General features: G+C 61.2%; 19 protein-coding genes. 12 read left to right on the top strand and 7 right to left on the bottom strand.

Annotated elements, in window-relative coordinates:
* Positions 1-23: 23 nt before the first annotated feature.
* The 5 genes from hmcD to BerOc1_RS05440 form a co-directional block, all read right to left on the bottom strand.
* Positions 24-155 (bottom strand): sulfate respiration complex protein HmcD, encoded by a 132-nt coding sequence (gene hmcD, locus BerOc1_RS05460; RefSeq protein WP_071544730.1) that lies wholly within the window; start codon positions 153-155, stop codon positions 24-26.
* 9 nt (positions 156-164) lie between these two features.
* Positions 165-1,340 carry a sulfate respiration complex protein HmcC gene (gene hmcC, locus BerOc1_RS05455; protein ID WP_071544729.1) on the bottom strand — a complete coding sequence of 392 codons (1,176 nt, stop codon included), beginning with the start codon at positions 1,338-1,340 and terminating at the stop codon, positions 165-167.
* Positions 1,341-2,396, bottom strand: a complete 1,056-nt coding sequence (gene hmcB, locus BerOc1_RS05450; protein WP_071544728.1) for a sulfate respiration complex iron-sulfur protein HmcB — start codon at positions 2,394-2,396, stop codon at positions 1,341-1,343.
* A 15-nt stretch (positions 2,397-2,411) separates the two neighbouring features.
* A complete protein-coding gene (gene hmcA / locus BerOc1_RS05445; RefSeq protein ID WP_071544727.1) occupies positions 2,412-3,965 on the bottom strand; it encodes a sulfate respiration complex hexadecaheme cytochrome HmcA in 1,554 nt (517 codons plus the stop codon).
* Between the two features lie 538 nt (positions 3,966-4,503).
* Complete coding sequence (locus BerOc1_RS05440; protein ID WP_071544726.1) at positions 4,504-4,692, bottom strand: hypothetical protein; 189 nt, start codon at positions 4,690-4,692, stop codon at positions 4,504-4,506.
* Between the two features lie 376 nt (positions 4,693-5,068).
* On the opposite strand from BerOc1_RS05440, the gene BerOc1_RS05435 reads away from it, so the two are divergent.
* From BerOc1_RS05435 to BerOc1_RS05380, 12 genes are all read left to right on the top strand, one after another.
* Positions 5,069-5,434: a CGGC domain-containing protein gene (locus BerOc1_RS05435; protein ID WP_071544725.1), complete on the top strand. Its 366-nt coding sequence runs from the start codon at positions 5,069-5,071 to the stop codon at positions 5,432-5,434.
* A gap of 215 nt (positions 5,435-5,649) precedes the next feature.
* Positions 5,650-6,627 (top strand): glycosyltransferase family 2 protein, encoded by a 978-nt coding sequence (locus tag BerOc1_RS05430; RefSeq protein ID WP_071544724.1) that lies wholly within the window; start codon positions 5,650-5,652, stop codon positions 6,625-6,627.
* A gap of 719 nt (positions 6,628-7,346) precedes the next feature.
* Complete coding sequence (locus tag BerOc1_RS05425) at positions 7,347-8,624, top strand: O-antigen ligase family protein (RefSeq protein WP_071544723.1); 1,278 nt, start codon at positions 7,347-7,349, stop codon at positions 8,622-8,624.
* Between the two features lie 344 nt (positions 8,625-8,968).
* Complete coding sequence (locus BerOc1_RS05420; protein WP_129586491.1) at positions 8,969-9,958, top strand: radical SAM/SPASM domain-containing protein; 990 nt, start codon at positions 8,969-8,971, stop codon at positions 9,956-9,958.
* Positions 9,959-10,226: 268 nt separating this feature from the next.
* On the top strand, positions 10,227-11,132 hold the full coding sequence (locus BerOc1_RS05415) for an XrtA system polysaccharide deacetylase (RefSeq protein ID WP_207503294.1): 906 nt from the start codon (positions 10,227-10,229) through the stop codon (positions 11,130-11,132).
* A complete protein-coding gene (locus BerOc1_RS05410) occupies positions 11,132-12,334 on the top strand; it encodes a glycosyltransferase family 4 protein (RefSeq protein WP_071544721.1) in 1,203 nt (400 codons plus the stop codon). The genes BerOc1_RS05415 and BerOc1_RS05410 overlap by 1 nt, the downstream gene beginning before the upstream one ends.
* Positions 12,324-13,460, top strand: a complete 1,137-nt coding sequence (locus tag BerOc1_RS05405; RefSeq protein WP_129586490.1) for a glycosyltransferase family 4 protein — start codon at positions 12,324-12,326, stop codon at positions 13,458-13,460. The genes BerOc1_RS05410 and BerOc1_RS05405 overlap by 11 nt, the downstream gene beginning before the upstream one ends.
* Positions 13,461-13,462: 2 nt before the next feature.
* The gene (locus BerOc1_RS05400) at positions 13,463-14,515 is read left to right on the top strand and encodes a glycosyltransferase family 2 protein (protein ID WP_071544719.1); all 1,053 of its coding nucleotides are present in this window, start codon (positions 13,463-13,465) and stop codon (positions 14,513-14,515) included.
* Entirely contained in the window at positions 14,508-15,635 is a 1,128-nt protein-coding gene (locus BerOc1_RS05395; RefSeq protein ID WP_071544718.1) for a glycosyltransferase, read from the top strand. The genes BerOc1_RS05400 and BerOc1_RS05395 overlap by 8 nt, the downstream gene beginning before the upstream one ends.
* 48 nt (positions 15,636-15,683) lie before the next feature.
* Positions 15,684-17,063 (top strand): phenylacetate--CoA ligase family protein, encoded by a 1,380-nt coding sequence (locus BerOc1_RS05390; RefSeq protein WP_071544717.1) that lies wholly within the window; start codon positions 15,684-15,686, stop codon positions 17,061-17,063.
* Positions 17,064-18,437, top strand: coding sequence for a phenylacetate--CoA ligase family protein (locus tag BerOc1_RS05385; protein ID WP_071544715.1), 1,374 nt, complete (start codon positions 17,064-17,066; stop codon positions 18,435-18,437).
* A gap of 7 nt (positions 18,438-18,444) precedes the next feature.
* Positions 18,445-19,518: a M14 family zinc carboxypeptidase gene (locus BerOc1_RS05380; RefSeq protein WP_071544714.1), complete on the top strand. Its 1,074-nt coding sequence runs from the start codon at positions 18,445-18,447 to the stop codon at positions 19,516-19,518.
* Positions 19,519-19,569: 51 nt separating this feature from the next.
* On the opposite strand, the gene BerOc1_RS05375 is transcribed toward BerOc1_RS05380, so the two are convergent.
* Both BerOc1_RS05375 and BerOc1_RS05370 read right to left on the bottom strand, forming a co-directional pair.
* Positions 19,570-21,327 carry an MSCRAMM family protein gene (locus BerOc1_RS05375; protein ID WP_071544712.1) on the bottom strand — a complete coding sequence of 586 codons (1,758 nt, stop codon included), beginning with the start codon at positions 21,325-21,327 and terminating at the stop codon, positions 19,570-19,572.
* An 8-nt stretch (positions 21,328-21,335) separates the two neighbouring features.
* Positions 21,336-22,232 (bottom strand): glycosyltransferase family 2 protein, encoded by an 897-nt coding sequence (locus BerOc1_RS05370; RefSeq protein ID WP_071544711.1) that lies wholly within the window; start codon positions 22,230-22,232, stop codon positions 21,336-21,338.
* Positions 22,233-22,823 lie beyond the last annotated feature (591 nt).

The raw sequence follows: 22,823 nt of genomic DNA, 5'->3' as shown, positions 1-22,823 counted from the left end.
ATTGAAAACGATGGCCTTAGCGGCTAGTCGTCCTTTTTGTTGCCGCCCATCAGGAAGCGCCAGTACAGGGTCGCCGCCACGAGGATGCCGCCCATGATCAGGTATATGGTTCCCTTGGTGAACGTGTAATAGTCTTGGAGCGTGTAGAATTCCATGGCAACCTCCTAGTGTTCGCCCTTGTAGTCGGGATGCTCGTAGAAAATGGGCATCCTGGTGGAGATGAACCGGAAGACCACCACGCCGAGGGTCACCACGAACAGCGAGATGGTGATCTCGCCCCAGCTCGGGAAGTACCGCTGCGCGGCCGGGAGCTGGTAGTTGAAGGCGACCAGGGAGATGTTGAACCGGTTGACGACGATGCCGAGCACGGTCAGTCCGGCGGCCCATCGGATCACGGTCAGATTCCTGTCCCGCACGCCCACGGCGTACAGGAAGGACGGCAGGGCCACGAAACCGAGCATCTCGACAAGGTACCACGCGCCGAAGCCGGTGGTCAGGTAGTGCCAGTTGTTGTCGTAGGCCAAGCCGATGAGCTTGATGGCGAAGTACCCGAACAGCACGAGGGAAGCGGCCTTGCCGAAACCCAGGATCAGGCCGTCGTGGTTGTCCAGGTACTCCTTGTCCATCAAGTGGTGCATGGGCTTGTGGGAGAGGGTGCCCTCGAAGATGACCATGGACATGCCCGCGCAGATGCTCGACACGAAGAAGAACACCGGGAGGTACTGGGAATACCACAGCGGGTGCAGCTTCGAGGGGGCGATGGTGAACAGCGCGCCCAGGGAAGACTGGTGCAGCGTGGACAGGACCACGCCCAGGATGGTCAGGGCCAGGGTCATCTTGACCACGATGTTGCGGATCTTCCTCATGCCCAGCCACTCGAACAGGGCGGGCGTGAATTCGATGAACAGCACGGTCAGGTAGAGCATGACGCACAGGCCCACCTCGAAGAGCAGGGACGTGGTGCCCTGCTGGACGAAGATGGGGTAGGGCAGCCGCCAGGGGCGGCCGACGTCGTAGCCCAGGGCGAAGACCACCAGGGCATAGCCCAGGAAGGCGGTCAGGATGGCCGGGCGGACCCCGGCGTGGTATTTTTTCAGTCCGAAGAGGTAGCAGGCGGCGGAGGTGGTGTACCCGCCCGCGGCCAGCGCGACGCCGCAGAGCAGGTCGAAGCCGATCCAGATGCCCCACGGGTTGTTCTGGTCAAGGTTGGTGACGGCGCCCAGGCCGCCGGTGAAGCGCATCACCGTGACCACCAGCCCGGCGATGAGAATGACCGTTGCGATAAGATTGAACGGGGTGAAGAGGGATTTCTTCGCCACCGCAGTGGTTTCGACAGACATCTAGGACTCCTCCTCGTTGCTTCCGGCGTCCTCTTCCTTGGGAGCGAGCGCCTCTTCGACGGCCTTCTTGACCTCGACCTCGATGCGCCGCTGGCTGGCCTGCTCGGCCTTGCCAAGCTCCTCGTGAAGCTTCTTCTCGGCCTCTTCGCCCGCCCGTTTCAGGGCGTCCTTGACCGCCTTGACGCGCTCGTCGTTGGCGACCTTGGCGTTGCGTTTGCTCACGGCGTAGATGCCGCCCAGCAGCACGGGCCACAGGCCGACGACCATGGGCACGGCGGCCAGGGGACCGGCGGTCAGCTCGGGGGCCGATGCGGTGCCCAGGTCCTCGCGCATGCCGATCTCGGTAAAGGGCACGCCGGACAGGTACATCCAGCTGGTGCCGCCCATCTCGTGCTCGCCGTAGACGTGGTCCACGTACTTGTCCGGGTACTGGGCGATGCGCTCGCGGGCGATCCGGATCAGCTCGTCGCGCTTGCCGAAGACCAGCGCCTCCTTGGGACACCGCTCCACGCAGCCGGGGAGCTTGCCCTCCATCAGGCGGGGGTAGCACATGGTGCACTTGCGCACCCGAGGGGTCAGCGGTTCGTCGTATTCGTAGGCCGGGATCGAGAACGGGCAGGCCACCATGCAGTAGCGGCAGCCCACGCAGACCGAGGCGTCGTAGGTCACGGCGCCGTTGGGCTGCTTTTTGAAGGCCCGCACGAAGCAGGCCGAGGCGCAGGCCGGTTCCAGGCAGTGGTTGCACTGCATCTTGCGGAAGACCGGGCCCAGGGCGGTCTGGTACTTGTTGACCACGGTATAGGTCTTCTCGTCGGTCCGGCGCTCGGTGTCGAGCACGGTCAGATCGTCGAGGGGTTTATCGGGTGCGGGCAGCTCGTTGACCTCGTTGCAGGCCTGCTCGCACTGGCGGCAGCCGATACAGCGGGTGGCGTCAAAGAGCACGCCGTGGGTGTCGGGGTGCGGGCCGAAGTGCTTGTTTCCGGCCTGGGTCGGCTTGACCAGCGCTGCGCTCGCGCCCGCGGCACCCAACAATCCGAGGAAGGTTCTGCGTAACATCATAGGCTCCTTCGGCTAGTTGGTTTTCTTCTCGTGGCACGCGACGCAATTGGTGGAGGCGGGCTTTTCGAGCTTCATTTGCTTGTGACAATCCATGCACTGCCCGTGATAGGCGGCCTTGAGGCTCGGCCGGTTGCCGTCCGTCTGGGTGTGGCAGCTGCTGCACTTGGGCGTGGCGTAGGCCGGGCTGTTGTGGTGGCAGCCGGAGCAGATGGCCTTGGGCGCGGAGTGGAAGGCCGTGGCCAGCGGGTCGTCCTTCATGCCTTCCATGAGCTTGAGCACGATCTTGCGATGCGGCATCTTGCTCGGCTGGTACTTGTCGGAGATGGTTCCGATGGTGACCACGTCCGGGATGTCGTCGATGGCGACGGCCTCGGGCCGCTTGTCCGCGCGGGCGTCGACGAACCGCTGGGCGATGGCCTGCTTCATCTCCTTGGGAGCCTCGGCGGTCAGGGCGGGCTTGAGATCGTCGCCGACCTTGGTGTGGCAGACGCCGCAGGTGGCGTCCGAGGGCTGCTTGACCGTGGACCGGGCCGCGTGGCAGCCCGCGCATTCGGGCTTGGCCTGTTCCTTGATGTGGCAGCCCACGCAGGAGGTGTCGACGGAGGCGTCGTGCATGGCCACGTAGCTCTTGTTCAGCGGCGCGTTCACGCCGTCCACGTGGCAGGTCAGACAGCTGTCGGTGACCGCTTCGTGGGACTTGTGGTCAAAGGCCACGATGGTCCCGATCTCGCCGGGCTCGCCGTGGAACATCAGCGCGGCGTCGGGCTGCTTGCGCGGCAGGCGCGGCAGGGTGCCGCCCATGGCCTTGAGGTTCTTGGCCAACTCCACCGCGCGCTCGGCGGTTTCCTTCTCGCCGTGGCAGCCGGCGCACTGCACCGGGCCGGAGCGGTCGGCCTTCTTTTCGATCATACTCTCATGGCAGGTCACGCACTGGCTGTGAAAGACGTCCTTGAGGGGCTCGGTCTTGGCCGCTTCGGAGTACCGCCAGCTGTCCTCTTCGCCCGCCTTCTTGTGGCAGGCGCCACAGTTGGTGTCCTTGCCCGCGTCGGCCGGGATGACCTTGGAATCCCAGTGGACGAAGTGGAGCATGTTGTCCATGCCCGCCGGGACCCGGTCGGCGGCCTCGGGCCGCTCCTGGTGACAGCTGCGGCATTCGCCGGCCTTGGGACCGGTCTTGAAGCCCTTCTCCTCGCTCTTGACGTGGCAGGAGATGCAGCCGTTGTGGTACATGTCCTTGAGTTCGGACGCGGACATGTTCGCCCGGGCCCCGTCCTCCAGCCGGTCGAAGGCCAGGGTCATGCTCCCCTCGGCATCCTTCTTGTGGCAGGATTCGCAACTCATGCCCTGGTCTTTCAGGGCCTTGGTGTGCAGGTCGTGCCTAAACACGGCCGCGGGTTGTTCAAGTGACTCCAGCTTGGCGATGGTGTCGATCATGATCACGTCCGGTCGCCCGGCGGTCTCGCTCGCCGCGTCGAACATGCCCATGGCTTCCAACTGGAAGCCGAGCACGCCGGCCAGCGCGATCACGATGGCAGTCAATCGCAGTATCCGTTTACCGTTTGCCATGTGTCGATCCCTTTCTCAAAAGCGTTGATGGCAATGAACCGGCCTCGTCGGCCCGTTCCCCTGGTCCCGTTTCCGGGCACCTCCGGCCCCCCATGCGCGGCTTTGCGCGCCGCGCGAAAATCCGGTCTCAAACTCCTCCCGGCTGAGTGGGTTAAAATACCTACTCAACAACGAGGTTTTAATACCTACCTGCCCGGTATGTTAGATGTCATGTATCCGTCAAGCAGAAAGTTTGATGTGGGAATTGTTCTTAAAATCAACACAACGTTTCGAAATAGAATAGGAACTGCCTGAGTAGGTTTTTTGAAAATCATTCTCAGGACAGGGGGCAAGGCCAGGGACGGTATAGGGTTTGCGAGGGGATTCTCATGCGCGATATCGGCATGGAAAAATATGGAAGCGCGGTTTTGGGACAGGTCGCGGGGAGAGGACTCCCGATTTCAGGGAGGAGAGTCCGGCCGCCGGCGCGGCGGTACGGGCAAGGGGGGGTGGCGGGTCCGGCCGAAGGGCCGGTCCCGTCCGTCGGAACTGGGCGGAGTTAGGGTTTTTTCACGATTTCGTGGACCCAGCGGTTCTCCGAGACCCGCTCGGAGATCACATAGCCCTTTTCGCGTAGAAAGCGCATTTTGCGGCCGCCGTCACCAGTGGAGAAGAGCCGTTGGCCGACCTGGTGCTGGGAGAGGAACTTCATGGCCGCTTTTTTATAGTTGGTGAATAAACTGAACATGGTAAAGACCTCCAATCTTGCCGGGGGATGCAACCTAGCACCGACATGCCGGGCAGTCCATCACAACTTGCGGCTCCTTTCAACCTTGTGCAACATATTTTCATCATTACCTAAGTTGTGAAATTTATGCCGGTTGTTGCACAAGTGCCGACGAGGTGTGCAGGATCGCTCACCAACGCGGCGGCCGATCGCCCCGTTCCCGGACGCGAAACCCGGATCGGTCTCCGGCAGACACGCCCGTATACGCCTTTTTGGCCCTTGTGGTCACCTCTTTTCGCACTATTGCGGCCGGTATTTATTCCCGGCAAAGTATGAATATTGACGCATGCGTTCAAATGGACCAGTGAGGAGGAACAACTATCCACAGGAGGTTCGCATGGAAAAGATTCTCATCATCGGGTGCCGCAATACCATGGATGACGTCTGCATCGGCTGTTCCCGCTGCCTGGTTGCCTTCAACCGGCGGGAGGGGCAGTTCGAACGCTACCGGGACCGGGAGGCCGAGGTCCTGGGCATCCTCAATTGCGGCGGCTGTCCGGGGGCGTCCATTGTCCAGCGTCTGGCCCAGGTCAAGCTCTGGAACGTGCCCTTGAACGAGCAGCCCACAACGATTCACATCGGTCCGTGCCTGTCCGACCACTGCGCCCACGCCGACGACGTGATCACCAAGATCCAGGCCAAATCCGGCATCGAGGTCATCGAGGGCACCCACCCCTACATGCCCGAGAAGATCTGGTCCTGAGCCGGGCGAAACCCGTTGAATCCATGCGGCGGCCGGGGCGTGCACTCCCCCGGCCGCCGCTTTTGTCCGGCGTACGTCCGATGGGGACCCGGTGATTATTGTTGTCAGTATAGCGGAATATCGTTAACATATTTGATGTTTTGTAAGTCTCCAGGGGGGCGGGTTCCGCCTCGCCCCGGTATTGCATGGCTCCCTTCGTGAGGGCGACGTTTTCCATGACGGTAAAAGTATCCGTAATCATACCGGCGTACAACGCCGAGAAGGTGATCTCCGAGGCGATCGGCAGCATCCTGGCGCAGGCCGGGGGCTACGACCTCGAGATATTGGTCGCCGACGACCGCTCGACCGACGGGACGCGGGAGGTGGTGGCCCGGCTGGCGCAACGCCACCCGCAGATCGTCCTGCTCGACAACGCCGGGGCAAAGGGGCCGGGCGGCGGGCGGAACACCTGCCTGAAACGGGCCACCGGGGAGTACGTCGCGTTTCTGGATGCGGACGACGTCTGGCTGCCGGACCATCTGGAGAGCGGGGTGTCGTTTCTGGAGCGGTGCCGCGATTTCGACATCGCGTTTTTCAACTTCGACATCGTGGACTACGAGACCAAGGAGGTGGTCGGCGACTGGTTTTCGAACCGGAAAGCCATCTCCCGGTTTCGGACCGAGCCCGTGGAGGACGGCTTCTTCCAGGTCATGGACGATCTCTACGAGGCCCTGCTCGGCGAGTGCTTCATCCACGTGCAGTCGACCATCCTCCGGAAGAGCAGCATCGGCGGGCTCCTCTTCAACGAGGCCTACCGCTGGGGCGAGGATCTCATGTTCGCCATCCGGCTCTTCCGCGACTACGGTCTCAAGTGCGCCTTCAACGGGCGCAAGACCGTCCTGTATTACCGGCACCAGGGGAGTCTCACCGATTATTCCGCGCCCCACGCCCTGTCCATGGTCGAAACCCAGATCCGTCTGTACGAGGAATGCCGCCGCTATGAAAAGCTGACGGTCAAGGCCGCGAAGACCATCGACGAAAAGCTGCTCGCCAGGCACCTGCTCGCTGCCTACTACAACAGGAGACAGGGACGGATGCGCCCGGCGGTCCGGCACGTCTTCCGGAGTTGCCGGTACGGCCTGAGGACGGGACAGTTCCTGGAGCTGGCCAAGATACTGATCCGGACGCCAGGGGCGTTGATGGCTGGGGATTAACCTGAGCTCGGCGTGGCGAAGGGTCGCTCAGGATCGAGGGGCTCGCGTTGATTACCTGTATCCGGGCTTCTCTCCTTATGCCTGCTTCCTGTCGGGCGTTTTCAGGCTGACTACCGAACGCCATTCGGGGCAGGGACAATACTCGCTGGAAAAATTACCAAACGTTGTCTGGTGGTTAAGGAAAACCATGGGGGATTCAAGATAACCCTGGCCAACAAAGCTCAGGCTGCGGGCCGGGGAACAGCCAAGCGGTGAGTCAGAAAGAGGGAGAGTTGTTTTGGACAACCGGTATTTCCGGTTGACAGGATAATTAATTGAAATATGTTAGCTAAAAGTTGTTTATCCAGCGGCTATGCTCCAAGGCGGCAAGGATTCTTAAGGGCGTTTGCCGTGTCGTTGCGCCGGTGCGGGGACTATGAAATCGCGTCCTGTTTTTCCCGATTGAATACGTATAAGTTTCCGCCGATATTCGTAGGCGTGTCTTGTCGGCTGCGTTTTATCTACCTGTCTTGAAAAATTATTGTCGGAGCGGAAGGCAAACGCAAGTTGCCGAGTGGCGAGCGCCGCTGGATTTGAGAGTGTGGAAATCAATGCATGACTTCGAGCAATGCGGTATGTTTTGTATGAATGGCTTTGCTGCGTAGTCATAAAAATTGTGCCATATTGAACAGAAGCGATGAATAAATTGTAAATGCCAGGTGTCGTATCCGGGGAAACGTATGTTGTACTTACTTATGGGAAGTCTTTTCCTTCTCATTGTTCGCCCATATGAACATTTTGGTATCCTTGGTGATCTTCATTTGGAGAGATTCTATCTGATTACTTTACTCATCGTTTTTGCTGTTTCGACACGAAAAAAGATCAGAATGGATTCAGTTGTCGTCCTATACTTGATGTATTTTATATCACTTTGGATTTGTTCATTGTTTGGCATTGATTTCTATAACTCATACTCAACGATATATTCATACACGACAGAGTCAATAGTATTTATCCTGATGCTATTCTCCATCTATGACGAGCGAGGGTATATAAAAATAATTGAAGCGGTCATGGTCATTACTGCCCTTTATGTATTGCTGTCGCTGCGTGAATTCCTTGGCGGAAGGTTTGAATATGCAATGGGAATGGTGAGGATGAAAGGGTTTGACAATACATATGGACAGTCAAACTCGTTTGCGACAACGATAGTTTTGTCATATCCTATGTTGTGGCTTCTCTTGAGAACGAATTTTATATCTAAACTAGTCAGATATGGGTTGTATTCATATATACCTATTTCCCTTCTTTGCCTTTTCGAAACAGGGTCTCGTGGGGGATTTGTTCAGTTTGTTGCCTTCTTGGGTTTGCTCTTTTTGAAGAGCAAAAGGAAGTTTTTGTATATTGTGACCACACTGGTGGTTTTTTCCGTTGTCTGGAGTTTTCTTCCCCCGGAAATCCACAATCGTTATTACTCTCTGATAGATCCCAGTGTGGCGCCAAGTGCCAAAAGTGCACATGAGGCCGCAGAAGGGCGGATACAAGGGTTCAAGCAGGGGATAGCGGTGTGGAGGCAATATCCCTTGTTGGGAGTCGGTCCGGGCAACTTGATATACACTTGGTCGAATACGGCAAAGGGTCTTCAGGCCCATAATCTAGTAGCACAGCTGTTGTCCGATACAGGTTTGTTAGGCACTATCCCATTTGTGCTACTTTTTTCCATCTGCTATTTTAGATCCAATTGGATTGCGGCAGCGGGGCGGAAGCTGGTTGGGGAGTATAGCCAGTACCCTGATTTGACGAGAGAAGCACGTATTGTGGATTTTGTCTCCAAGGCCGGGGTGGCTATAAAACAATCGATAGCGGTTCTATTCGTTGCCGGTCTGACAGGGCACAACATGCTACGTTACAATTGGGTGTATGTTGTTTATCTTACAGCAGTTGGAAGCTGGATAATGCATAGATATATAAATATGAAACTTGAAGACGATGAGTCCAGACGGTTACAACATGCTTGATGTTGGTGTTTAATTTTCGGCATGATGCAGTTTGGCAGCCGCTTTTGACGCATGTTTTCAGCGAGTATTCGCTAGGCGGCATCATCTAAAACAACTTGTGGCCGGATGCCGGAAGAGCGTGTCATGCGGAGATCGCCTTTTCTGTCACAATTGTGGGGCACTCCTGTTCACCGAAAATGCAGTATGAGGTACGGCGTTCTTTGTGCCGTTGAGCCGGGTTTTATTGATATTGAACGGGAATAAGGCGTAAAAGATTTTTTAAGCGATATTGTAATTTCTGCGAATTGCCTATAAGTTCGCAACATGTTGGAAAAACATTCTTCAATTCGTAGGCGAGGACGCTTGTGAAAGTTATAGATCAAAATTACAGTATTCTGGGCAAAGTCCAACGCCACTTGAAACCCAGCCTGAAATCTCTGACTGTAAAGAAAAGCATTAATGCTTTAAAATGCTTAGCGGACTTCTCTTTGAAAAGGGAACAGGTCCGCGGCTTGCCTTTTATGTTGAAGATCGAATCCGCCTCGATGTGCAACCTGAAATGCAAGGGGTGCCGCACCGGGGCGCATCCCGAGATCGGGACCGGCGTGCTGACCGCGGATGAGTTCGTCGAGATAGTGGAGCCGATCAAAGAGTATCTACTTGAGGCCGCCATCTATATTTGGGGCGAGCCACTTATGAATAGGAAGCACCTGCCCGCTATGGTGCGGCATTTAACCGAAAATAACATATCCAGCATGATCAGCACCAACTGTCATTTTTTAGATGAAGCTATGTCGAAACAACTTATTGATGCGGGGCTGACCAAACTCATCCTTGCCGTGGACGGCATGTCCCAGGAGTCGTATGGGCAAATTCGCCTGGGTGGGAATTTTGAAATTGTAAAGAGCAACATCATTAATTTCGCCAGAATCAAGCGTGAGAAAAAAAGCCGCTGGCCTCTTATCGAATGGCAGTATGTGAAAACCGACTTCAACAAGCGGGAGCTCCCGCAGGCAATGGCGTTGGCGGAGGAGCTGGGTGTTGATTTCTTTACGGTTTTGCCTGACTGGTGCCGGCGGGACACCGATGAGAAGGTCGTCAAGTCGAGAGCTCGGTTGAAAAAGATTCGGAAGCGGGCATGTTATTGGCTTTGGTCTTCCATTGCGGTCCAGTGGGACGGTACGGTGTATCCCTGTTGCCATACCGCGAATAATGGGAGGAATTCATTTGGGAAAATGCCGATAAACGAGATATGGAATTCCGCCATATACAAGGAGTCCAGAGCGATTTTCAACAATACAGGGGATGGAGCCGAGAAGAAGGGGAAAAGTGTCTGTTTCCGTTGTCCGATGTAGCGTGTCGGCAGTGTCCTTTTCCAGAGTTGTCCGGCCTAGCTGATTTTGACAAGAAGATATGGGCATGACGCCAATTCGCCAAACGCTCATTGATTGTCGGGGCCATGCGCCGAATCCTGGAGGAGGACCTCGGCCAGGTCTTCCGGGAATGCCAGGCCACGCCATCGAGCGCTACGACGTGAGGAAGACGGCCGACGGCATGAAGCGGCTGTTCGCCGGGCTGGCGGCAAAACGGGCCTCATGACCGGACAACCGTATTGAAAGGGTAATGACGATGCCGGAAGACAGGGGACAGTTGGTCAACGCGATGTCCGTGGACGTGGAGGACTACTACCAGGTCGGCGCGTTCAAGAACGTCATCGACCCGGCGGACTGGGACTCCTACCCGTTCAGGGCCGGGGACAACACCCGGAGGGTGCTTGATCTCTTTGATGAATTCGGCGTCAAGAGCACGTTTTTTTCGCTGGGCTGGGTGGCCGAGCGGGACCCGGCCCTCATCCGCAGGATCGTGGACGCCGGGCACGAGCTCGCCTGCCACGGCTACGGCCACCAACTGGTCTTCGAGATCGGGCAGGAGGCGTTCAGGGAGGACATCCACCGGGCCAAGTCCATGCTCGAGGACATCGCCGGCACGGCGGTCCACGGCTACCGCGCGCCCAGCTACTCGGTGACGCACAAGTCCCTGTGGGCCTACGACATCCTGATCGATGAAGGGTTCACCTACGATTCCAGCGTCTTCCCCATCTATCACGACGTCTACGGCATCCCCCACTCCCCGCGCTTTCCCTACGTTGTCGAGCGCGAAAAGGGGACCATCAAGGAATTTCCCATCACCACCTACCCGTTCCGCTTCCTGGGCAGGAAGCTGGACCTGCCGTTCTCCGGCGGGGGCTATTTCCGGCTGCTCCCGTTCCCGATGATCGACAGGGCCCTGCGCCGCATCAACGAGGGCGACGGCATGCCGGGCGTGGTCTATTTCCATCCCTGGGAGATCGATCCGGGGCAGCCGAGAATCTCCGGGGCCGGGCTCAAATCGCGCTTCAGGCATTATGTCAACCTGAGCCGTACCTGGGGGAAATTGCATAAATTACTTGGCAAGTACCGATTCGCCCCGGTACAGGATGTCCTGGCGGCAATGACGCTCGATCGGGCGTCGGCAATGGAGAATGCGTGATGAACGTCCTTGTCGTCGATGAAGATTTTCCCTACCCGCCCAATACGGGCAAACGTCTGCGGACATACAATCTCCTGTCCAGGATGCAGGAAAAGCACCTGATCCACTACGTCTACCACGGCGGGGAGCGGGAGCTTCCAGGCTGCCCCAACATCCGCTGCCACCCGGTGGACAAGGCCTTCACCGGAAAGTCCGGGATTCGATTCTATCTGGAGCTGTTGGGGAACCTCGCCTCTTCCAAGCCCTACCTCGTTTCGCGCCACCACTCGCCGGAGATGATCCGGCGCATCGCCGGGATCGCGGACCGGGAACGGATCGACCTGGTCCACTGCGAGTGGACCCCGTACACCGAAAACATCCGCTCCCTGCTGGGCCGGTTCCCTTCGGTCCTGTCCACCCACAACGTCGAGTCCCACATCTGGGGCCGCTATTTCGAAACCGAACGCAACCCCCTGAAAAAGGCCTACATATACCCCCAGTGGAAGAAGATGGCCGCCTACGAGCGGGCCGTGGCCGGGCTGTACGACCAGGTGGTCTGCGTGTCCGAGAACGACGCGGACTTTTTTCGGCGATGCACCCCGCCGGAGCGGGTCTCCGTGGTTCCCAACGGGGTGGACGAAACCTTTTTCACGCCGGGCGGCAAGGGACCCGAGCCCGGCAACCTGGTCTTTACCGGGTCCATGGATTGGCGGCCCAACCAGGACGCGGTCTCCCATTTCGTGGATGAAATCTTCCCCCTGGTCCGGGAGCGGGTGCCCGACGTCCGCTTCCACGTGGTGGGCCGACGCCCGCCGGATCGGCTCAAGGCCCAGTGGGAGCGGGTCCCGGGCGTGGTGGTCACCGGCACCGTGGACGACGTCAGGGGATACATCGACGCGGCCTCGGTCTACGTGGTTCCGCTGCGCATCGGCGGCGGTTCGCGCCTGAAGATCCTGGAAGCCCTGTCCATGGCCAAGGTGGTGGTCTCCACCAGCGTGGGCGCCGAGGGGCTGGACCTGGACGACGGGAAGCACCTCCTGCTCCGGGACGATCCCCAGGCCTTTGCCCGGGCCGTGACGGACGTGCTCGGGGACGGCGGGGCATACGGCGGCCTGGCCGACGCGGGCCGGAAAAGGGTCCTCGAATCCTACGGCTGGGACGCCATCGCGCAAACCCTGGACGCGGCCTGGACCGCCGCGACGGAGCGTGGCCGTGCCGGATAAGGTGACCATCGTCCATCTGCGGGACTCGAACTTCCTGGGCGGGCCCGAGCGGCAGATTCTCGAGCATTTCAAGCGCATGGACGGCGACGCCTACGAGATGATCCTGGTCTGCTACGAGGAGCCGGGCCGACCGAACGACCTGCGCCTGAAAGCCGAGGAGCAGGGGCTCACCTGCCTGACCCTGCCGGTCATGTCCCCGTTCAGCCTGAAGAACATCACCCGGATCATCGGCATGCTGCGCGCGGTCGGGGCCGACATCCTGGTCACCCACGGGCACAAGGGCAACATCTTCGGCAGGCTGGCCTGCTGGCGGCTGGGCATCCCGACCATCGCCGTTTCCCGGGGGTGGACCATGGAGAGCCGCAAGATCCGCTTCTTCGAGTTCCTGGACAAGGTCTTCCTGCATCTCGCGGACCACGTGGTCGCCGTGTCCGAAGGGCAGCGGCGCAAGATCCTGGCCTGCGGGGTGCGGGCCGACAAGGTGTCCGTGATCCACAACTGCATTGACGTCGGCAACTGGCGAGGAGCGGGGCAAAACGACGTGCGGTCGCGTCTGGGCATTCCGGCCGACGCCGTGCTGGTGGCCACCGCGGGCAGGCTCAGCCCGGAGAAGAACCAGCGGATGCTGCTCCGGGCGGCGGAGCGGATCGCGCCGCAGGCGGACAACGTGTATTTCGCGGTCTTCGGCGAAGGCGTCTTGCGCGGGGAACTCGAGGCCGACTGCCGCAAGGCCGGGCTGGAAGACCGGTTCCTGCTGCCGGGATTCTGGCCGGACATGGCCCCGGTCATGGAGGCCACCGACATTTTCACCCTGCCGTCGCTGACCGAAGGGCTGCCCAACGTGGTCCTGGAGGCGTTCGCCTGCGCCACGCCCGTGGTGGCCACGGCCGTGGGCGGCACGCCGGAACTGGTCCGCGACGCGGAGAACGGTTTTCTGGTCGAGACGGACGACGTGGCCGGGCTGGCCGAACACATCCTGTCCCTGAGCCGGGACAGGGAGCTGCGCCGGCGGATGGGGCGCGCCGGGAGGGACATGGTCGCCGGAGAATTCACCTATCCCCGCCAGGCCGAACTGTACCGGGAGTTGTACGGCTCCCTGGTCAACGGGAAGAGCGCGGACCGGTAGTCATGCATGCTCCGCCCTTCATCACGGTCGTCATCCCGGTCCACAACGAAGAGCGCTTCATCGGTGGGACCCTGGCCCAGCTGGTCCGCCAGGATTACCCAGAGACGTCCTTCGAGATTCTGGTCTGCGACGGAGGGTCCACGGACCGAACCCGCGACGCCGTCCTGGAAGTCGCCGCCCGCCACTCCATGGTCAGGCTCCTGGACAACCCCGGCAGGCGCTCCAGCTCGGGCCGCAACGTGGGCTTCAAAAACGGGCGCGGGGATTACTTTGTGGTCATCGACGGGCATTGCGCCATCCCGTCCGCGACCCTGCTGCGCGACATCGCCGCCGCCTTCGAGAAGAGCGGGGCCGACGCTTTGGGGCGGGCCCAGCCCCTGGCCCCGGATGGCATCACCGTTTTTCAGCGGGCCGTGGCACTGGCCCGGGCCGCGCGCATAGGCCACGGCGGGGACTCGCTGATCTATTCCGACCACGCCGGGTTCGTCAGCCCGGTCAGCAACGGGGCCATGTACCGCAAGGAGGTCTTCGACACGGTCGGATACGTGGACGAGCGGTTCGACGCCTGTGAGGACGTGGAGTTCAATTACCGCGTGGAAAAGGCGGGACTCACGGCCTACATGAGCCCCGAACTTACGGTGCTCTATTATCCCCGCGACAGCCTCGGCGGTCTGTACCGGCAGATGCGCCGCTACGGCGAGGGGCGTTGCCGCCTGTGGCGCAAGCACCCGGAGACGCTGTCCCCGAACACGCTGGTCCCGCCCGTGTTCGCCGTGGCGGTCCTGGCCGCCTGCGGCCTGGCTCTGGCCGTCCTGACCGGCCTGCTGCCCGCCTGGACGCTGTGGCCCGCGGGCGCGGGGTTCGGGCTCTACGCCGCGCTGGTCGCGATCCAGACCGTGGCCTGCTGCCTCGGGGCCGGCTGGCGTTACGGACTTTATCTGCCCGCCATTTTTTTCGTCGTGCACTTCGGGCTGGGAATGGGCTTTTTAAGGGAGCTGTTTGTCGGCGACCGGGTGGGTAATCCCAAGAATCGCAAAGGGCTTTTTCATGGCTGAGAAAATCATATTTGTCGCGGACATGATTCCCAACCCGTATTCCGGAACGGAAAAACAGTTGGTGGACCTGATTCTCGCCCTGGACCGGACGCGGTATGAGCCGATTCTCTGTGCACTCTCATCCTCTCCCTGGTTCGAGGCCTTTGACGGCTGCCCCACGTTCTGTCCCGCTACCCGGACACTGAAGACATTGGACGGCTGGCGGGGGTTCGTCCGGCTGGTCCGCTGGTTCAGGGAGCAGCGGCCTTCGGTGGTCCACGCCTATCTGCGGGATTCCTCCTACATCGGTGTGATGGCCGCCCGCCTTGCGGGCGTCAGGGCGATCACCACGTCCAGGCGCGGCGACCATCGATGGGAAGGGTGGGGGCCGAGGCTTTTCATGCGCCAGGTCAACCGGATACCCCGTTTGTTCATGGCCAACTCCAGCCTGGTGGCCAAGGCCACTGCGGACAAGGAGGGGGCCGACCCGGCCCGCGTCCAGGTCGTTCCCAACGCCATCGACCCGGAACGGTTCCGCGCGGCCGGGCGGGAGGACCGGGCCGCGTGCCGCGAGGCCCTGGGCATCCCGCCGGAGGTCTATGCCGTGGTTGCCGTAGCCAACATCCGGCCCATCAAGCGGCTCGACCTGCTGGTCGAGGCCCTGCCCCTGGTCCGGGAGGCCGTGCCGAACGCAATCGTTCATCTGGTGGGCGACGGGGTCGGCACCGGGGAGGTCAAGAGTCTGGTCGCCGACCGGGGGCTGGAGGACGCGGTCGTGTTCTGGGGGTCGCGTACCGACGTGCCGCGTATCCTGCGGGCCATGGACGGCGCGGTGCTCTGCTCCGACTTCGAGAGCCAGCCCAGCGCGGTCCTGGAATACATGGCCTCGGGACTGCCCGTGGCCTGCACCGACGTGGGCAACTGCGCGGAATTGATCGAGTCCGGGAAAACCGGATATGTTTTTCAGCCGGGCGACGTGCAGGCGCTGGCCGAATCGGTTATCATGATGGCACGGGGCGAATACGACCCCGAGGCGATCGCAGCGAGGCGGGAGACGCTGTTTGCCGAGCAGAATCCGGAAAGGATAACGGAACGGTACATGGCATTGTATGACGAATTGCTGAGACCCCGCTCCGCGTAGCGGTTGCGCGCGGAAGGAGCCTGTCAGCCGACGGGAGGGAGTGTTTCCATGACGTTGATGGATGTTATCGCCTCAAGGCTCACCGGACCGCTGTATGCCCGGTACGAGGGCAGCAAGCGGTATGCGTACATGGGGGAGATCGCCGGGGTCCTCGGCGGCTCCCTGCCGGAGATTCGGGAATACCAGCTCGGCCGCATACGGGCCGTGGCCTCGGAGGCCGCCCAAAACACCGCCTACTACGCCGGGGTCTTCCGGGACCTGAACCTGGACCCGGCGGCCCTCACCTGGGAGGAGTTCCGGCGCCTCCCGCTGCTGACCAAGGACATCATCCGGGAGCAGGGCGAGCGGCTCGTCAACAGACGCTTTCCCCCGGACAGCCTGCGCGAATCCGCGACCGGCGGGACCACCGCCTCGCCCATGAAGATTTACATGGACTGGGATTCGGTCCAGAGACGGCACGCGGCGACCATGGTCTTCGACCGCTGGACGGGCTTCATGCCGGGCATGCGGGCCGGGTATCTGTGGGGCGCGACCCGGGATTTTCCGGCCAAGGTCTCGTTGAAACGAAAGATCCTGAACGCCCTGGTCCAGCGCAACGCCTTCTACACGACCGAATCCCTGGATGACGCGACCCTGCGGGGCTATTGCGAAAGGCTGCGGCGCACCCGTCCGGCCCTGCTCCAGGCCTATCCCACCCCCCTGCGGATTCTCGCGGAATACATGCTGGCCCACGGCATAAAGATCGATGTCCCGGCCATCACCTGCACGGCGGAACCGCTGACCGACGACGCGCGCGCGACCATCGAGAAGGCCTTCGGCAGGAAGGTCCATGAATGGTACGGCTCGCGCGAGGCGGGGCGGATCGCCACCGAATGCGGGGCCCACCAGGGGATGCACGTCAACGCCTACGGCCTGCACGTCGAGGTCCGGGGACACGACGATGCTATCGGGGGCGGGGAGATCATCCTGACCGACCTGTGGAACGTGGGCATGCCCATGCTGCGGTACGCCTCGGGCGACCTGTCCAGCCTGGACGAGACCCCCTGCGCCTGCGGCAGCAGTCTGCCCAGATTGTCGCCGGTCAAGGGCCGGACCGCCGAGGTGTTCGTCAGCGGTTCGGGCCGCAAAGTGCCGGGCGTGGCCTTCACCAACCGGATCGTCAAGGACGACTCCATGATCCGCGAAATGCAGATTATCCAGCAGGATTACACCAAGTTCCTGGTGCGTGTGATCCCCGGACAGGGATACGGGGAAGACGCCCGGCAATGGCTTGTCGGACGGTTGGAAGAGTTCATGGGGCAGAAAAACGAGGTTGTTTTTGAGGAAGTGAATTCCATCCCCCGTGAACGGTCGGGAAAACTGTTGTTTTGCAAGCGGGAGTTCGATCCCCGCGAGCCGGAACCGGAAAGACGGGAAGCGGAGGCCTAGATGCGCAATCTCTACGAGACGTTCCACAAACATGTCATACATCCCCTCTGGACCTGGAAGGACGGTGAGTACAACGCGCCGTACGTCAAGGAGTTCGAGCGAACCCAGTACCTCGGCCTGGAGGAAATCCGCGATCTGCAGTTCCAGAGGCTCGAAAAGCTGGTCCGGGAGAGCTACGCGTTCTGCCCCTTCTACAAGGAGCGCTGGGATGAGCACGGTTTCCATCCCGACCAGCTGAAAAGCCTGGAGGACACGCATCTGATCCCCATGGTCTCCAAGCTCGACGTGCAGCAATATGCCGACCGGATGATCCGCACGGACAAGACCCGGGACGACCTGGTCAGGAACATGACCGGCGGGTCCACGGGCGAGCCCGTGGTCTTCTACATGGACCCGGAGCGGGTGGCCACGCGCGCGGCGAGCACCGTCCGCCACAACCGCTGGGCCGGGGTCGACGTCTGCACCATGAGGGCGAGCCTGTGGGGCCACCCCCGCGACATCCGCTCCTTCAGCGGGGAGATCTGGGACGCCGTCCGCGAAAAGTGGATCTACCGGAACATGTTTCTGGACACCTCCTCCATAGACGAGCAAAAGATGCGGGAGTTCTTCGAGGCCCTCGACAGGGAGAGGCCCGAGGCGTTCATCACCTACGCCAACTCCATGTATCTCTTCACGCGCTTCATGGAGGACCGGGGGCTCAAACTCGGCTACACCCCGAAAGCGATCATCAGCACCGCCGAGATGCTGGAGGATTCGCGCCGGGAGGCGATCGAAAGGGTCATGGGCTGCCCCGTGTTCAACCGGTACGGCAGCCGGGAGACCAGCGTCATCGCCAGCGAATGCGACCGCCACGACGGCATGCACGTCAACGCCGAGGCCCTGCTGCTCGAGACGGTCAAGGACGGGAGGCAGGTGGCCCCGGGCGAACTGGGCGAGGTCGTCATCACGGATCTCCTGAACTACGGCATGCCGCTCATCCGCTACCGCATCCGGGACGTGGCCACGACCGTGGAGGGCGTGTGCGCCTGCGGGCGCGGGCTGCCGCGCATCAAGCTCTCGGGCGGCCGGGTCACGGACTTTCTGGTCACGCCCTCGGGCAAGATCGTCTCGGGCGCGTCCATGACCATCTTTCTCACGGCCAACGCGCCCAACGTCCAGCGCATGCAGATGTACCAGGCCCGGCCGGAGCTGGTGGAATTCAGGGTCGTCCGGGGCGAGGGCTACACCGTGGATACCGACGACTACATCCGCAGTGAGGCCGCGAAGTATCTCGGCGGCGACGTGGAGGCGGTCATCCGGTACGTGGACGAGATCGAGCCGGCCGAGTCCGGCAAGCTCCTGTACTGCATCTCCGAAGTCAGCCCCTTCCTGTAGGCCCGTCATGATCAGGGCGGACATAGACTTCCCCGGGGCCAACCCGAATACGGCCGAGGCCATCCTCCGGGTCGGCGACCGGCTCGTCATCAAGCCGTTTGCCGAGGAACCGGCGGGACCGGCCTACACGTTCATGCTGCGCTGCCGCCTGATCGTGGAGAAGCCGGGCCCGGCCGTGGTCGAGATCGACTGGGACGAGCCGGACTACATGCACTTGCGGACTTCGCTCTACTTCTCGGAAACGGGCTCGCCGGACTGGCGCGTCCTGTCCGGCTCCGTGGTCGGCGAAACCCGCTGCGAGTTCCTCTTTGACCAGCCCCCGGGCACCTACGAGATATCGCTGCTGCCGACCTATGGCCTGGACCGGCTGGATCGCCTGGCCGAGGACTGCCGAGGCAAGGTGGAGGCATGGACCGTGGGCCGGACCGATGAAGCGGCGGGCGTCCATTCCTTCCGGCTGGGAAGCGGGAAAGAGGGCCGTCCGGTCATCGTCGCGGTGGGCCGGGTGCATCCCTATGAGACCGCCGGGAGCTATTGCCTGGAAGGGGTGATCCGGCGGTACCTCGAGGACCGGGACTACGCCGGGCTTTTGACCGGAACCTTTGACTGGATCGTGGTCCCCGTGGCCTCGCCGGAAGGGGTCAGGAAGGGGTTTTGCCGGTACAGCGGCAGCGGCGGGCAGGGCTACGACAACTGCCGGGAGGTCGGGCCGGACGATCCGTTCGTTCGCCTGCTGGGCGAGTTGCGCACCCAGGAAGCGGTGGCCGGGTACCTGGACATCCACAACTGGATGCACCAGGACCGGGACGGGATCAGCTACGCCAACTGCCTCGACATGCTGCGCTTCCGGCGGCTGCTCAACGCCCGGCGCCCCCACGACAAACCGTGGCGCGGCACGCGCGGACGGATGTGCATGGCCCGGAAGACGCGCGGCGTGATGCGGGTCATGCAGCGGGCGGGGGCCTTCTGCCTGGCCCTGGAATATCCCTGGGGCGGCCGGACCGTTAAGGACATGGCGCAACTTGGGCAGGCCAGCGCCCTGGCCTTTGCCGGGTTGGTCGCACGCCGCCGGAGAGGATAGGCGGGCAGGGAACCCCGCCGGTCAGTCCGTCATGGCGACCGGCGTTTACCGTCAACCGCCGAGGTCGACCGTGACAGCCAGGCCGGTGCCCTTGTCGATGGTGGCGTTCGCCGCTCCCTTGTCGCTCTCGACCGTCACCGTGTACGGGGCCGCCTCGTCGATGGTCTTCATGTATATCCCTTCGGGAGCCTGGTCGGGCCGGTTGGTGATGCGGTGGTCCAGCAGCCGGGCCTCGAAGCGCCCGGCCTCATCGGTTGCGCCTTCCGCCACGGTCGCGCCGGTCTTGTCCTTGAGCACCACCCGCGCGCCGGGCACGGAGTTTTCCCCGTTTCTCACCTGGATTGCGCAGGGCCGCATGAACAGGACGTCCTTGACCCCCTTGCCGCTCAATTCCAGGCGGGTGCTGTCCATGGAGGCCCCGTCCTCGTACCGGTTGTCCATGAACACGCCCGTGGAAATCCGGTAGTTGGCGTCGGAGCGGATGGTGTAATAGTCCTTGTAGTCCTTGAGGCGGATGAAGTCATTGTCGATGAACCGCGGATAACCGCCCGCCTCGCCGTAATAGTCGGCAAGCATGACGTTGGCCCAGGAACTGGCCACCTTGTTGTTGATGAAGACGAGCCCGGAGGATTTGTTGTGGCCGGTCACGCCGATGGCCGGGACCTTCGAGCCGCCGCCTTCCGAAACGCCCGTGATGACGTTGTTCTTGAATACGATGGACTGGCCCTTTTCAATGGCGACCCAGATGGTCCGGCCCCAACTGTCCTTGCCCCGGACGGAATCGGGCGCTCCGTAATAGACGAAGCGGTTGTTCTCGACCAGAATCTTGTCGGCACCCCACGTGGTGCGGTAGCACGCTCCCCCGATGGGCTGGTTGTATTCGTCGTTCCATGCGGTGACCATGGCCTCGACGTCGTTGTTCCGGATGATCCCCTTGGCCGCGTTGTGGACCACGCCGATCCCGACCGGGTGGACGCCCTTGCCCCGGATGATGTTGTCCTCGCAGACCCAGGTGTCCCACCCTTCCTTCACGCCATAGTATCCGATGCCGAAGGAATTCGAGGCCACGCTGTCGATGTTGACGATGTTCCCCTTGCAGGTGGTCTTGAGCAGGCCGGGGAATATGCCGGACTGCCTGACCCGCTCGACGAAGTTGGAATGGACGTTCAGGTTGTTGGCCCTCGCGGCGTTGATCGCGGCCACGCTCTGATGCCGGTTGATGACCACGTGCCCCTTGTCCCGGATGACGTTGTGGTGGATTTCACCGGGGCTCCAGGGCAGGAACATGCCGCTCGTCTGCGGCGAATGGTATTCGAGCGTCAACCCGGCCAGGACCACCCGGTCGACCCCCTGGGCGAAATGGATCGGACTGCTCTCGGCCAGGTTCGAATCCTTTTCATCCATTGCCGACGACTGCCTGATCGTGCCGTTGGCCACGACCAGGTTGTTTCTGTGGTATCCGTCGTTGGTGACACCGTAACACCTTGATTTGCCTGCTGTACCGTATTCAACGACGTGCCCGTTGAGATCGAGGGTGACGTCCGTCGCCTTGATGACGAAGGCGGTCTTGGCGGCGCTGACGTCGTTTTGCAGCACGTAGGTGGTGTGCCCCTTGTCCAGTACGCCGGGCTCGGTCAACTCGACGACCTTGTCCTGTTTGCCGGTCTCATACCGGTAGTCCGTCAAGCCCAGTTTGGCCGCCGCTTCCTCGTAGGTGATGAACCGGACGTGACTTTCCGCCTGCGCGAAGGAACAAGGCGGTGAAACGAGACAAAGGACGGCAAGCAGGGGAAAAAGGAAACGATACATACGATACCTCAGCGTTGACGGATAAAACGTTTCGCCAGATTCCGGCATGGCCTCGGAAGAAGCAGCGAGGCGAGTCCGTTCCAGGTCTTGGCCATGAAGGGTTGGTAAAATAGGGACTTGCAAAACATGGAGAACGCCTGGCCGGGTTTGCCCTCGGCTGCCCGCAACCTGCCGTAGGCGGAGAACACGGATGCCCATGCGGTCCGCACCGCGTGCCGGGACAACCTGGAGGCGATGTTTGAGTCGCCCAGTTCCTTGCGCATGATGTTGACGGTGTTCGCCAATAATCTCGGTGTGTTGGATGTCAGGTTCGAATGGCCCCGGCGGTAGCAGATCAACGGTTCGTCGATGTAGTCGAATTCGCACAGCGCGGCCATGCGTATCCACAGGTCGTAATCCTCGCCGGTGGACAGGGCGAAGTCGTAGCCCCCGGCCCGCTCGAAGACGGACCGGCGCACGACGGTGGATGAGAAGGCAATGAAATTGTAGGCGAAAATTTGATTAATGATGTCCCCCCGGTAGAAGGGGGGATGCTGAAACGAGGAGCGTTCCCCGTGCTCGTCGATGATGAACCGCTTGGAGTAGACCGCGCCGATCCTCCCGTTCTCGAAAAGGGGCAATTGCTTTTCCAGTTTGGTCGGCTCCCACATGTCGTCGGCATCGAGAAACGCCAGCAACTCGCCCGAGGATTCCTCCACCGCGCGCTGCTTGGCCGCGGACACGCCCGCGTTTTCCTGGTGGATATACTTGATCTGGCCGCGCTCGACGTAGGGTGCCGCCACTTCCCTCGTGTTGTCCGTGGATCCGTCGTCGACGACGACGATCTCGTCGGGCTGCCTGGTCTGCGCCAGGACCGAGTCGAGTGTTTGGGACAGGTAGCGTCCGTAATTGTACGATGCAATCACTACTGAGCACGTCGTCATCCGCTGGTCATCCTCTCCGCAACAGTGTCCGTCGTATGCCCTGCCCGCGCATCGCTTCGCCGCAGGGCCTTTTCGCCATGTCTTGAGAATGTATAATATCGAATCGCGGAAGGCCAAGGCTAATTTGACCCGATGTGGTTGAATCCGTGGAGCCGTAACCCGTTCGCCGCACGGGGCCGGATGCGGGAGGAACGCCCCTGCCGGGGCGGGGGATGGGAGGGAACTTCCCGAATGTATCGCAGGGTGCCGGCACCGCCGTGTCGTTCTTTGTTTTGCTTACAATATGCTGTCGTTTAATGCTATTTTATGTCGTGGGTCGACGGGTGCCGCCGTTGGAGGCGCGCCCGGGAAAGCGTTTCGCACGACTATGGATGAATCCCCGCTCATATCATCATTTTGTCGCATGTTATTTTTTGTTCCGGCGGCTTCGCACATCACGTATTTTTATTGTAAAACGGATGGGTGCGGGTAGCCAATCGTACCCGAATCTGGCAGAATGTATTTCAGAAGCCGACGGGGTGTTCGAGGACCTGGCCCGTCATGGCAAACACAGCATCCGCGAGACCGTTCGCA

Source organism: Pseudodesulfovibrio hydrargyri (assembly GCF_001874525.1).
Taxonomy (GTDB): Bacteria; Desulfobacterota; Desulfovibrionia; order Desulfovibrionales; family Desulfovibrionaceae; genus Pseudodesulfovibrio; species Pseudodesulfovibrio hydrargyri.
This window is presented reverse-complemented; position numbering and strand designations above follow the sequence as displayed.